Annotated in this window: 13 protein-coding genes and 1 rRNA gene; 6 read left to right on the top strand and 8 right to left on the bottom strand. The window is 54.0% G+C overall.

Features of this window, described 5'->3' with window-relative positions:
* Nucleotides 1–72, bottom strand: a 16S ribosomal RNA gene (locus AC3WQH_RS24360); the annotation flags it as partial.
* 423 nt (nucleotides 73–495) lie between these two features.
* On the opposite strand from AC3WQH_RS24360, the gene AC3WQH_RS24355 reads away from it, so the two are divergent.
* Nucleotides 496–771 (top strand): hypothetical protein, encoded by a 276-nt coding sequence (locus AC3WQH_RS24355; RefSeq protein WP_005833577.1) that lies wholly within the window; start codon nucleotides 496–498, stop codon nucleotides 769–771.
* Nucleotides 772–902: 131 nt separating this feature from the next.
* On the opposite strand, the gene AC3WQH_RS24350 is transcribed toward AC3WQH_RS24355, so the two are convergent.
* From AC3WQH_RS24350 to AC3WQH_RS24340, 3 genes are read right to left on the bottom strand one after another with little or no spacing between them, the layout of a single operon-like run.
* Entirely contained in the window at nucleotides 903–1,679 is a 777-nt protein-coding gene (locus AC3WQH_RS24350) for a fumarylacetoacetate hydrolase family protein (RefSeq protein ID WP_005833579.1), read from the bottom strand.
* Nucleotides 1,680–1,720: 41 nt separating this feature from the next.
* Nucleotides 1,721–2,920 carry a tRNA uracil 4-sulfurtransferase ThiI gene (gene thiI / locus AC3WQH_RS24345; protein ID WP_005833580.1) on the bottom strand — a complete coding sequence of 400 codons (1,200 nt, stop codon included), beginning with the start codon at nucleotides 2,918–2,920 and terminating at the stop codon, nucleotides 1,721–1,723.
* Between the two features lie 30 nt (nucleotides 2,921–2,950).
* Nucleotides 2,951–4,120: a cysteine desulfurase family protein gene (locus AC3WQH_RS24340; protein ID WP_025843945.1), complete on the bottom strand. Its 1,170-nt coding sequence runs from the start codon at nucleotides 4,118–4,120 to the stop codon at nucleotides 2,951–2,953.
* 274 nt (nucleotides 4,121–4,394) lie between these two features.
* Here AC3WQH_RS24340 and AC3WQH_RS24335 point away from each other — a divergent pair, with 274 nt between their 5' ends.
* Both AC3WQH_RS24335 and AC3WQH_RS24330 read left to right on the top strand, forming a co-directional pair.
* Nucleotides 4,395–4,541 carry a hypothetical protein gene (locus AC3WQH_RS24335; RefSeq protein WP_005833584.1) on the top strand — a complete coding sequence of 49 codons (147 nt, stop codon included), beginning with the start codon at nucleotides 4,395–4,397 and terminating at the stop codon, nucleotides 4,539–4,541.
* 245 nt (nucleotides 4,542–4,786) lie between these two features.
* The gene (locus AC3WQH_RS24330; protein WP_122952682.1) at nucleotides 4,787–5,797 is read left to right on the top strand and encodes a LysM peptidoglycan-binding domain-containing protein; all 1,011 of its coding nucleotides are present in this window, start codon (nucleotides 4,787–4,789) and stop codon (nucleotides 5,795–5,797) included.
* Between the two features lie 182 nt (nucleotides 5,798–5,979).
* Here AC3WQH_RS24330 and dapF read toward each other — a convergent pair whose 3' ends face one another.
* Nucleotides 5,980–6,840: a diaminopimelate epimerase gene (gene dapF, locus AC3WQH_RS24325; RefSeq protein WP_005833589.1), complete on the bottom strand. Its 861-nt coding sequence runs from the start codon at nucleotides 6,838–6,840 to the stop codon at nucleotides 5,980–5,982.
* Nucleotides 6,841–6,982: 142 nt separating this feature from the next.
* Between dapF and AC3WQH_RS24320 the strand changes: the two genes are divergently transcribed.
* Nucleotides 6,983–7,516 carry a DUF84 family protein gene (locus AC3WQH_RS24320; RefSeq protein WP_005833591.1) on the top strand — a complete coding sequence of 178 codons (534 nt, stop codon included), beginning with the start codon at nucleotides 6,983–6,985 and terminating at the stop codon, nucleotides 7,514–7,516.
* 68 nt (nucleotides 7,517–7,584) lie between these two features.
* Here AC3WQH_RS24320 and AC3WQH_RS24315 read toward each other — a convergent pair whose 3' ends face one another.
* Nucleotides 7,585–8,184, bottom strand: a complete 600-nt coding sequence (locus AC3WQH_RS24315; RefSeq protein ID WP_005833592.1) for a DUF1700 domain-containing protein — start codon at nucleotides 8,182–8,184, stop codon at nucleotides 7,585–7,587.
* 96 nt (nucleotides 8,185–8,280) lie between these two features.
* Between AC3WQH_RS24315 and AC3WQH_RS24310 the strand changes: the two genes are divergently transcribed.
* Entirely contained in the window at nucleotides 8,281–8,871 is a 591-nt protein-coding gene (locus tag AC3WQH_RS24310) for a nucleotidase (RefSeq protein WP_007783273.1), read from the top strand.
* Between the two features lie 158 nt (nucleotides 8,872–9,029).
* On the opposite strand, the gene AC3WQH_RS24305 is transcribed toward AC3WQH_RS24310, so the two are convergent.
* Nucleotides 9,030–9,254 carry a DUF1540 domain-containing protein gene (locus AC3WQH_RS24305; RefSeq protein ID WP_005833595.1) on the bottom strand — a complete coding sequence of 75 codons (225 nt, stop codon included), beginning with the start codon at nucleotides 9,252–9,254 and terminating at the stop codon, nucleotides 9,030–9,032.
* A gap of 89 nt (nucleotides 9,255–9,343) precedes the next feature.
* Here AC3WQH_RS24305 and AC3WQH_RS24300 point away from each other — a divergent pair, with 89 nt between their 5' ends.
* The gene (locus AC3WQH_RS24300) at nucleotides 9,344–10,123 is read left to right on the top strand and encodes an SDR family NAD(P)-dependent oxidoreductase (RefSeq protein ID WP_007783267.1); all 780 of its coding nucleotides are present in this window, start codon (nucleotides 9,344–9,346) and stop codon (nucleotides 10,121–10,123) included.
* Here the strand turns inward: AC3WQH_RS24300 and AC3WQH_RS24295 are convergent.
* Entirely contained in the window at nucleotides 10,094–11,356 is a 1,263-nt protein-coding gene (locus AC3WQH_RS24295) for an MFS transporter (protein ID WP_492332291.1), read from the bottom strand. The two genes, AC3WQH_RS24300 and AC3WQH_RS24295, sit on opposite strands and share 30 nt — an antisense overlap.
* Nucleotides 11,357–11,509 lie beyond the last annotated feature (153 nt).

The following is an 11,509-nucleotide window of genomic DNA, read 5'->3' as shown; positions in this document are numbered from 1 at the left end:
GACTCGCTCGACTTGCATGTATTAGGCACGCCGCCAGCGTTCGTCCTGAGCCAGGATCAAACTCTCCAATAAAGTTTATTTCTGGTTCAAAGCTGGCAAATCTTTTAATGATAGACTCATCAACGCTTTCGCTGTTCAGTTTTCAAAGAGCATTTTCATCAACCAATCGCTCAAAGGCGACTTTTCGATCTTATCACATCACGCTTTGTTTTGCAAGAGGTTTTTCAACCATTTTGCTGTACTCAGCAGCGACAAGATCTAATATAACAAAATCACCTGTGTTGAGTCAAGACTTTCTTTCACTTTTTTTACGCTAAAATTTCAATCGAGGTGACTTTTTGAAGCAGAATTTAAATATAACGAAACTCAAGCCATAAGTCAACCAAAAAACGAATAGTGATTCCCTTTTTATTTCACACTATGCGTGCAACTCCTGCAAAAACACCCCTGTTTGTCTTTTTTTGCCTTACCTCACTTTAAAAAGGCGGTGCTACGATGGATCCAAAACCAACCTACGACCAAAGCGAACAATACAGTGAGTTATCGACAGTTGAATCACAGCGCAACGAAATTCTCCAGGAGGAGTTTCCGGAAGGTCCATACGGCGCCTCCACCAATGAAGCTCGCCTTGGAAAAGCGACTGGCTGGGAGCCAGGACAGCATTCCACGACGACTCGCTTTACTTACGAAACACGTCAAATGCATCAAGACTTGCCGCGCCAGGACCCGTCGGCTCATCCGATCCACGACGATCCGAACGAAAAAGAATAGCCGAGCGCTTTTCCTTCCGCCGTGCACAGATGCGAAACAGCAGCTCCTTCACATATAGATAGAAGGAAAAAGCAAGCCCCCTTCCCGAAAAGAAGGGGGCCGCTTCTGTCAGTCGCTCCCAAAACCAAAAACTATTCCTCGGCAACGACATGTGTCGTCAAGGTGCCAATCCCTTCAATCGTGACAGAGATTTCGTCTCCGACCTTCAGCTCGCCCACGCCAGAAGGTGTTCCGGTCAAAATGACATCGCCAGGCCGAAGAGTCATGACTGCGGATACCGCCTCCACTAGCTGCGGGATGGTAAAGATCAACTGCTTCGTGCTGGCGTCCTGCCGCACTTCTCCGTTTACGCGCGTCACGATGCGCAGATTGGCATAATCCAGCTTCGCCGCAATCGCCGGTCCAAGCGGGCAAAACGTGTCGAAGCCTTTTGCTCGGGTCCATTGACCATCGCTCATTTGCAAATCGCGGGCAGTTACGTCAATCGCGCACGTAAAGCCAAGAATGTAGTCATCCGCCTCGGAAGCCTTTACCTTTTTCGCTTCCTTTTTCATGACAACCGCCAGCTCGCCTTCATAGTGAAGATTCCCGGTCAGCTTAGGATAAACAATCGGCTCGCCCGGACCTACGACAGTCGTGGACGGCTTCAAGAACATCAGCGGCTCTTTCGGCAGCTCAATCCCCATCTCGGCCGCGTGGTCCCGGTAGTTCAAGCCGATGCACACGACTTTGCTCGGCTCGCACGGCGCTTTCAGGCTGATTTCGTCCAATGGCAGCTCCAGTCCCGTCATGATCGGCTTCGCCGTTTGGACTTTATAAATATCCCCTTCGATCACGCGCACTTTGTGATCCTCTTCTACCATCCACCCATGCTTTACCTTGCCGTTACGCTCATAGCGGATAATCATGCCTCTTCTCCCCTGTCACGCGTTTTCTCTATAAAAAAGCTTTAAAACAGATCGGTTGTCGTTTCTTTTGGCTTGGTCGTAATCTCTTCGATCACGGTGCGTGCTACCGCATCCTCGACAAGCGCCTCCACGTCCAGCGCTTCTTCAAATTTGGCCGCGAGGTACGGCTTTGGTCTCGTCACAGGATTTTTCGGCGTAAACACGGTGCAGCAATCTTCATACGGCAAAATGGACAGCTCATACGTATCAATTTTGCGCGACAGATCGGTAATGTCGACTTTGTCCATCCCGATCAGCGGGCGCAAAATCGGAATCGAAATCACCTTGTTGATCGTGTCCATGCTCTCCAATGTTTGCGAAGCGACCTGGCCCAGACTCTCGCCTGTCGCCAGAGCTTTTGCCTTCGTATTTTCCGCCACACGCTCAGAGACGCGCATCATAAAGCGGCGCATGATCGTAATCAAGTAATCTTCCGGACACTTTTCGCGAATGGCCGTCTGGATCTCCGTAAAAGGTACGACGTGCAGACGGACCGTTCCTCCCCATTTGGTCAGCTTTTGCGCGAGGTCCCGCACTTTTTGCAAGGCGCGCTCACTGGTGAACGGATAGCTATGGAAATGGATCGCTTCGAGCGTAACCCCCCGCTTGAGCATCATCCAGCCAGCGACAGGGCTGTCGATACCGCCTGACAAAAGCAACAGCACTTTTCCGCTCACGCCTACAGGCAAGCCGCCTGGGCCGGGAATCGTTTCACAGCTAATGTACGTGCCTTCCGCGCGAATTTCCAGATTGACGATCGTCTCCGGCTCGTGCACGTCGACCTTGATCGCAGGAAGCGCGCGCAAAATGTGCGTGCCGACGATGCGGTTGACTTCCATCGAAGGAATCGGATAGCGTTTGTCGGCGCGGCGCGTAACGACGCGAAACGTGCGTGGCTCAGGCTTCAACTGACGGATCAGCTCCAGCGCTTTTTCCTTGATCGTCTCGATATCCGGGTCCACCTGAATGGTCGGACTGAACGAGGAAATGCCAAAAACGCGCTTCAGGCGCTCCATGACGGCGTAGGCATCTTCGCCGTGCAGCTCGACGTACATCCGTCCGTAGTTGCGTCTCACTTTCACCTTGAAAAAGGAGCGCAGCACGCTTTTCACGCTTCTGACCAGCGCATCTTCAAACTGATCGCGATTTTTGCCTTTGAGGGCAAGCTCGCCATATCGAATCAAAATGACATCGTAGTTCATAGTTATCTCCTTTGGTCGTTTCGTTTTCCACTATTTTCTGCGATCTGGCGCAGCTTGCGGCTTGAGCAGCGAGCGCAAGCTACCTACACACGTTTGCAGCGCCGTCAAAAACTGGGCGATTTCCTCGCTCGTATTTTCCCGGCCCAGGCTGATGCGCAGCGAGGACAGCGCACAATCGCGATCAATCCCTGCTGCCGTAAGCACCCGGCTCGGCTCGTTCGCCTTGGAGGAGCAAGCCGACTTGGTGGAGACGAGGAAGCCTCGCTCTTCCAACGCGTGCAGCAGCACTTCCGCCTTCACGCCTGGCACAGACAGGTTCATGATATGCGGCGCTGCGCCCGCTTCCGGCGTATTGACGATGCAGCCCTCGATTCGCTGGATGCCTTCACGAAGCTGCTGGTGCAAGCCTTGCAGCCTGTTGACCTCGCCATGGCCGAGCTCTTCCAATATCCGAATCGCTTTGGCCAGGCCAGCAATCGCCGGAAGATTTTCCGTTCCCGAGCGAATCCCGCCCTCCTGACCGCCGCCCATTATCAGCGGATGTATAATCAGTCCTTCGCGCTTGTACAAAATGCCTACTCCCCGCGGACCGTAAAACTTGTGCGCCGAGACGCTCAACAGATCAATCCCGGAATCTTGCAGCCGCAGCGGCACTTTGCCGATCCCTTGCACCGCATCGACGTGAAACAGCACCTTCGGAAACTGCTTCAGCCACTGTCCGATTTCCGCAACAGGCTGAATCGTCCCCAGCTCGTTGTTGACGTGCATGACGGAAACGAGAATCGTATCAGGCCGGAGGGCACGCTTCACGTCTTCCAGCGACACGCGCCCTTCCCGGTCCACAGGCAGGTAGGTCACGGTGAACCCGAAGCTTTCGAGCTGTTTGCATACATCATAGACAGCCGGATGCTCCACCTGGGTCGTAATGATATGCTTCCCTCTGTTCTGATATTGAAAGGCAATGCCTTTGATTGCCGTATTGTTGCTTTCCGTGCCTCCGGAGGTAAAAAAGACCTCTCCCTCTTTGCAGCCGAGGTACTGCGCGGCAACCTTTCGTGCCTGCTTGAGCACGTTTTCCGCCTCTACCCCTTTTTGATGCAACGAGGACGGATTTCCGTAATAGCTCTCCATGGCCCGTCTCACGGTCTCAATCACCTCTGGATGAGGCCGGGTTGTCGCACTGTTGTCTAAGTAAATCACCAGTCCACACCTTCCCTGAGGGCGAGCTGCCCTAAGTCTACCCTTCATCATAACACGACTGTCCCCGAAGAACATACTGTCGAGTGTACTTCTCCTGTTATTTTCCCCCATTTTGCCTTGCAAACAGCCATCTCGCGCGAATCCGAGCGAGCGTTCACACACTTTTCACAACTAAAGCGCTTACATCCAAAATTAAGCTATTTACAATACCACGGGCTTTCGTTAGAATTGTCAATAAATTTAGAAAAAAGAAAACCACAAGGAGAGAGCAGCGATGACAACACAGGCTATGCAGGAAAAAATCAGTAAGATGGAAGCAGAATTGAAAAGATTGCAGGCGGAACTGGCCAAAATCAACAAGACAACTCCTCAATTCGACCGCAATGACGTCGCATACCTAAATGAGGTGTACAACGGGTGACTTTTCGCTTAATTTGTTTTCAATAGCGTGGGTGCTGGCACGACTTTGTTGCCGCAACCGCGCTATTTTTATGTCCAAAAGCACTGTTGCGGCTTTGCGTTCGAGGCAAAAGGATGCAATTTTCGCGTCTGGTGGAAGTGCCGACCAATGGAGGATAGATTTACCGGATGAAAGCGGACCTGCCGGCTGCGTACAATCAAGATGAACCACTTCACACATCACGCTACGGCATCGATGAGGCTTTCATGTTCAAAACAACACGCTGGAAACGTCTCGCCCTGCAGACTGCACTGGTTGCTGGCTTGCTCCCTGTCACATCGGCCTTTGCCCAAACGATTCAGGTTGCGCCCGGAGATACGCTCGGCAATATTGCCTACAAAAACCAGATTACCGTCGAGCAGCTCAAGCTGGCGAATCAATTGACGTCAGACATGATTCTGGTTGGACAAAAGTTGTACATACCTCCCCGCTCTACCGTCTATACGGTGAAACGCGGCGACGTCCTGTGGAAGATCGCTGCCAATCACGGCGTAAGCATTCAAACAATTGTGAATACAAACAACCTCCAAACAACCGAAATTCTCATCGGGCAAAAGCTGCTGATCCCGACGCAGGAGCCGGCAGCGGAAACGCCCCAGCCAAAGCCAAAGGCTGAGCAGGACAAGCCTTGGGTCGAGAATACTCGCTATCAGGTCGTCAAGGGAGATACGCCCTGGACGATCTCCATTGCCCACGGCATCCCTTTTACCGAGTTTTTGCAAGTAAACAAACTGTCTGAGTCGGACTATTTGCAAATCGGCCAGGTCGTCACCATTCCGGTGCACCACATCCCGAAAACAGCGACGGCTGGCGCCAAATACGGTGAGTATCTCGACTGGTTCGAAGCAGCCCAGTACTTGTTCCCGATCAACGCGACCGCAAAAGTGACCGATTTTGCCACCGGAAAAAGCTTCATGGTCAAACGAACAATCGGCGCTTCCCACTCGGATACGGAGCCGCTGACCGCTGCTGACAGCGCTGCGATCAAAAGCATTTGGGGAGGAAGCTTTTCCTGGAGCATCCGTCCCGTCATCGTCGAAGTAGATGGCAGACGCCTCGCCGCTTCGATGTCGTCCATGCCGCACAGCATCGAGTACATTGCCGACAACGATTTTGACGGGCATTTCGATATTCACTTCCCTGGCAGCTTGCGCCACAAAGACAACCTGGTCGACCCAGACCATCAGGCCGCCATCCGCATTGCGGCAGGAAAATAGCAACTGCCATCAGAAAAGCCGTTCCGGCTGAAACGACCGGAACGGCTTTTTTACGTGCCAAAGTCAAAAGGTTAGAAACAGCAGTCGCGCCCGCTTGCTTTCCCTGCGTTTGGCATCGTACAGCTTCAGATAAAGCAATAAAACTTGTCTCATCGCAAACTTTTGCCCAAGGGGACAGACGTTTATTTATACGGGATCGGCCCTACATACTTTCCTTCGAACACTTCGGTAGCGGGCCCGGTCATGTAGACGCGGTTGTCTTCTTCCCGCCAATCGATAAAAAGGTCGCCTCCGGCCAGATGCACCGTGACCTTTCTGTCGACTTTGCCCGCGAGCGTTGCCGCGACTGCCGCTGCACAAGCGCCCGTGCCGCATGCCAGCGTCACACCCGATCCACGCTCCCAGACGCGGAACAAAATTTCTTCCCGATTCAATATTTGGATAAATTCGACGTTAGTGCGCTCCGGGAACCATTCGTGAAACTCGATCTGCGGCCCGTATTTGCGCACGTCCTCGTCCCGGACTTCGTCGACGAAAATGATCGCGTGCGGGTTGCCCATGGAAACAGCCGTCATCGTAAACACGGTGCCGTCCACTTCCAGCACTTCCTCGCGCGCCTGCTCCTCCGGGATGCCTGTCATCGGAATCGCCGCCCGCTCAAAGCGCGGTTCGCCCATGTCGATCGTCACCTGCTCGACTTTTCCGTCTTCACCAAGCGAGACAACCGGCTTCATGATCCCGCCGAGCGTCTCGACGGTAAACGTCTTCTGCTGCGTCAAGCCGTGGTCGTAGACGTACTTGCTCACGCAGCGCAAGCCGTTACCACAGTTTTTCGCCTCGCTTCCGTCGTTGTTGAAGACACGCATGCGAAAATCAGCCCGCTCCGACGGCAGAATCAGAATCAGCCCATCCCCGCCGATGCCGAAGTTGCGGTCGCTGACCCGTCTTGCCAGTTCGGGAAGATCCACCCCCGCCAACGTTTCTTCAAAACAGTTGACGTACACATAGTCGTTGCCCAAGCCATGCAATTTGGTAAATTTCATCTGCCACTCCCCGTTTTCTCTGTAATTTCTGACTCGCTCTCTATATGGACTTATCTTAACACAACACCTCCATATTTGGGGAAGTGGTATACTTACCAGTAGCGATTGAGCAATCCCGACAGAAGAGGTGACAACGATCCAGATGAAGAACGCACCATTACGCTATGCGCTGGGCACTCAAAACGAAGCAAAGCGTCTGGCGGTACAAAAGGCGACGGGAGCAGACCCGATCTGCCTGTCCGTCCCTTCCGGTGTGTCTGCCCAGCCGATGAGCGAGAAAGAGACGATTGCCGGAGCCATCAACCGGGCAAAAGCGGCCTTGGCCTCCGCTTGCGAGGCGCACATCGGGCTTGGGCTGGAGGGCGGCCTGATGTACGATCAGGAATTTACCCAGCAATGGTATTTGATTTCTGTCTGCGCGGCCTGGAACGGAAGCGAGCTGTATTTGGGAAAAGGACTGGCTTTTCCGATCCCTAAGCAGGCAGCCGAACGCATTTTGGCAGAAGGAATTGAACTGAATGTCATCATCGACGAATGGGGCCAGACTACCGGGAGCAATCACCGCGGCGGGGCGTATGCCCTTTTGACTGGCGGCCGCGTCAACCGGGCGGACGTTTTCTGTGAGGCAGTCATTGCGGCGACAACTCCGTTTTTGTCCCGTCTGTACACGAACTGAGCGAGCAAATGCAAAAACCTCCCCGGGCCGTTTTGTGCCCAGAGAGGTTTTTTGCGGTCTGATGCGGCTTAGCGGGCCGTGTAGTACGGGTAAATGACGAGCGCTCCCAAAATGGAGATCGCCCCCACGATCATCGCCCAAGCTCCCAGCGTTCGCGAGTCCCGGCGATACGCCAAATAGCCAAGCACCATCCCGATTGGGGCCACGAGGTACGGCATGAGGAACAGGGACAGGATCGATAGCCCCAGTCCTGTCATGCCGATCCCGCTGGCTCCGCTTTCCCGACTGTCCTCGTCATCGTTGACCTCACGCACAGAACGGCGCGCAGGGATCGGTTCGGCGATTTCCGCTGCGGCCTCGATATCGTCGTCTCGTACAGAAGCGACCGGCGCGCGGTCCTCCCGTGTCAGAACGACTCCATCCAGGCGCTCCGAAAAATCGTTTTCCACCCTGTCGTTGTCCACTCGGTCGTCCAGCTCGCCTGAATAGCGCTCTGTCAAAGAGTGTGGGTCGTAGTGAATCCTTCGCCTGGAGCGTCCTTCGTGTTCGTCGAAGGCAGCCTGGGTCCAGGTCTCCACCGCAAACTCCCTGTCGTGCTGATCTACTGTCTCGGAAAAGCCGGTATCTTCCTTCCGCTTCGCATTCATGCGTTCACGTCGATCCAACATACCATGCTCAGCCCCTTTTTTGGTAAAGGATTTGTTAGTGAAGGAAGTAGCCTTATTGTCTGCCCGCGGTGTACAATTTAAACTGGAGGCGAGAGGATGAAACCAGAGAAAATCCTAACCATTGGCATTGATATTGACGGTACGGTGACGTCACCCAGCAGCATTGTGCCATTGATGAACGAGAGCTTTGGAAGAGATTTACGATATGAAGACTGTTACGAGTACAATTTGGCCAACGTATATCAGATTACAGACGCGGAATTTGAAGAGTGGCTCGACCAGAACGGCGAGCGACTGTACGACGAGGCACCTGTGCACGGGATTGCCGATCAGGTGTTGCGCAAGTGGTATCCTGCGCACAAGCTGATCTACATCAGCGCCAGGGAAGCGCGTCATCACGACGTGACGCTGAACTGGTTTGCCCGTTACCAAATCCCTTACCATGAAGTCGATTTGGTCGGCTCCCACGACAAGCTGGCGGCCGCACAAAGATGGGGCGTGGACCTGTTTTTGGAGGATCGGCTGGAAAATGCCTTGCAGTTGTCCGAAGCTTTGCAGATTCCCGTCTTTTTATTCGATACGCCGTACAATCAAGCCCGGCTCCCCGAGCTGGTGCACCGCGTGACCTCCTGGGAAGAAGTCGACAGGAAGGTCAAAGAGCTTGCGTTTGGACAAGCCCGCGTGTAACCTCTGCCCTGATTGCGCCCACGCAAAAAGACGTATCTCCATGGCGGGATACGTCTTTTTGAGCGCCAAGACGCACGAAGAAGCTCTGCAAGTGTCTGCGGCAAATGTCCGCGCGCAGTCACGCTTCGGGTCGGTTAGCCTCATTCGAAGGCTTTCCTTTACTTCTTCTCAGACTTTTTCGGCTTGAACGTCAGACAACAGGTCTCGGACGACTTCGTCGCATGATCCTTATGGCCTGTGTTTTGCCCGTACTCGCCAGCAAACTCTTCCTTCGTGTTTGCGTTGGCATGTGCGTCGATTTCCACCATGATTTCGTCGGCGCTGCAAAGATTGCCTTGCGCCCAGTACTCACAGTTTGCTACGCTGCATCTTACTTCTGGCATATGCTTTCACCTCCTAGACGCTATCCTTCACCATTCGTCTAGAGGTTATACTTGTGAAACATAACAGCTACAGAAAAGAGGATGGTCCCATGAGCTCTCCCCGTGTGGTCGTCATTACCGGGGCTTCCGGCGGTCTCGGGCAGGCATTGACGCGACTGCATCTGGAAAAAGGCGACCTCGTCATCGCCGCAACGCGCAAGCCCGTCAACCACGAGTCCCTGACTACTCCGGTCCCTGATTCCAACCGCTTTTTTTCCTATACTGTCAATGTCGGAAACAACGAGGACGTCCGCCGCTTTGCCGCCTGGGTGCACGTCCGCTTCGGCAGGTGCGACATCCTGTACAACAATGCGGGCATTGCCGTGTTCGAGCCACTCATCGGCATGGACATTGACGAGCTGGAGGAAACGTTGCGCACAAACATTGCCGGCGTGATGTACACCACGCGCGCCTTTTTGCCGCTGATGCTCGACTGTGGCTCGGGACACATCGTGAACGTCGCCTCGCTCGCCGGACAAGTCGCGACCGCCAAGGCATCCGTCTACGCCGCGAGCAAAGCGGCGGTGATCCGCTTCAGCGAAGGCTTGCAGCACGAGCTTGCCGGAAGCGGCGTTCGCGTCACCTGCGCCATGCCCGGGCCGATCGACACTCCTTTTTTGGAAAAGGCAGACAGGACCGGGGCGTATCGCAGCAAGGTCGCCCGTTATTTGCTCTCCGCAGACGAAACGGCCCGCCACATTTACAAAGCCGTACAAGCCAACCGCTCCGAAGTGGCAATGCCCTATCGCCTGAAAATGCTGTCGGTGCTCTATGCGCTTTTGCCGCAGCGCATCAAACAGCTAGTCGCCCCGCTCCTCAACCGCAAGTGACGGACTCTCCAGGTCCCTCAATACTCCGAAGGCCAAAAGCCCGCAGGCGATACAGGCAGCGGCCCCGGCTCCGAACAGTCCCTGCACGCCAAGTGTAGGGATCAGCACCCCCGAGACTGCCGCGCCAGCCGGCATGCCTGTGCCTGTAATCGTCCGGATGCTCGTCATAACCCTGCCCAGCAAAGCATCCGGTACTTGTCTTTGCAGGTAGCTTCGGTACATGATGTTATACGGCGAATAGCTGAAGCCCGCCAAAGCCATCGCGATCATCGCCACCTCCAGCCGCGAAAAGAACGCGAGCGGCATGGTTGTAATTCCCCACAAAACGATAATGCCCGCCAACGTCACGCCCAACGGTATCCGCCAGGAAATCGTCGAGAAAAACAAAGACCCGAGCAGCGCCCCGATCGCAAGCGACGACCAGAGCATCCCCAGCGCCACCGAGCCGCCCGCCAAATTCTGGTTGGCATACAGCGGCAGCGCGACCTCAATCGGCCCGTAAGACATATTGAACAAAAAGGTGAACAGCACGAGCGCCACTATTTGCTTTTTCCCGAACAAATAGCGGTATCCCGTCTTCATGTCCGCGAAAAGCGAGCGCAAAAACAAGCCGATCTGCGCGGGTTGCGCCGCCGATTCCGGATTGGCGCTTTTCGTCATTTCTTTTGGCAAGCGGGAAAAACAGAGTGCGCAGACAAAGAAGCTGGCCGCATCAATCAACAGCACGTACGCTTCGCCAATCAGCCCGATCAATACCCCGGCCAGCGCCGGACCGAACATGTAAATGATCTGCCACTGGCTTTCCATGACGCCGTTCGCCTTGACCAGATGTCTTTTGTCGGCCAAAAGCCTCGGCAAAAGCGTCTGGGCGCCTGCCGTACTGAGCGGAGAGAGCGTACCCGCAATGACAATCAACACGTAAATCACAAAAAGCGGAACATGGTCGACCAGAAGCAAAGCTACCAGCGCGATATAAATCAGGCCGCGCGCTACATTGTCCACCATAATCAGCTTTCGGCGATCGAACCGGTCCAAGAGCACTCCCGCCACCAGTCCCGCAAACACAGCAGGCAACATGTACGCGAGCACGACGCCCCCCATCGCGGCGGGCGAGCCCGTTTTTTTCATGACAAACCAGGTAAGTCCCATCCAGCCAAACTGATCGCCCAATCCCGACAAGAACATGCCGAGCCAATACCAGCGAAACGCATGCTGCCTCCATAGCTCTTTCATCCCTGCATCTTCCTTTTTTCGTCTTTTTCCATCATTGTATAGATAATTTTATACTTTTTCAACAATTATATTTATTCACTAGCGTTGCATTAATCTTTTCCCATCATTCAAAATACACATAATCTTTGGTATTTGGTTGTCTAGGGAACAAAA

The organism is Brevibacillus sp. FW301-21C12A (genome assembly GCF_058788915.1).
This window is presented reverse-complemented; position numbering and strand designations above follow the sequence as displayed.

Coding starts and splice junctions, on each gene's coding strand:
- AC3WQH_RS24355 (WP_005833577.1), top strand. CDS start 496: ATGGATCCAAAACCAACCTACGACCAAAGCGAACAATACAGTGAGTTA.
- AC3WQH_RS24350 (WP_005833579.1), bottom strand. CDS start 1,679: ATGATTATCCGCTATGAGCGTAACGGCAAGGTAAAGCATGGGTGGATG.
- thiI (WP_005833580.1), bottom strand. CDS start 2,920: ATGAACTACGATGTCATTTTGATTCGATATGGCGAGCTTGCCCTCAAA.
- AC3WQH_RS24335 (WP_005833584.1), top strand. CDS start 4,395: ATGACAACACAGGCTATGCAGGAAAAAATCAGTAAGATGGAAGCAGAA.
- AC3WQH_RS24330 (WP_122952682.1), top strand. CDS start 4,787: ATGTTCAAAACAACACGCTGGAAACGTCTCGCCCTGCAGACTGCACTG.
- dapF (WP_005833589.1), bottom strand. CDS start 6,840: ATGAAATTTACCAAATTGCATGGCTTGGGCAACGACTATGTGTACGTC.
- AC3WQH_RS24320 (WP_005833591.1), top strand. CDS start 6,983: ATGAAGAACGCACCATTACGCTATGCGCTGGGCACTCAAAACGAAGCA.
- AC3WQH_RS24315 (WP_005833592.1), bottom strand. CDS start 8,184: ATGTTGGATCGACGTGAACGCATGAATGCGAAGCGGAAGGAAGATACC.
- AC3WQH_RS24310 (WP_007783273.1), top strand. CDS start 8,281: ATGAAACCAGAGAAAATCCTAACCATTGGCATTGATATTGACGGTACG.
- AC3WQH_RS24305 (WP_005833595.1), bottom strand. CDS start 9,254: ATGCCAGAAGTAAGATGCAGCGTAGCAAACTGTGAGTACTGGGCGCAA.
- AC3WQH_RS24300 (WP_007783267.1), top strand. CDS start 9,344: ATGAGCTCTCCCCGTGTGGTCGTCATTACCGGGGCTTCCGGCGGTCTC.
- AC3WQH_RS24295 (WP_492332291.1), bottom strand. CDS start 11,356: ATGAAAGAGCTATGGAGGCAGCATGCGTTTCGCTGGTATTGGCTCGGC.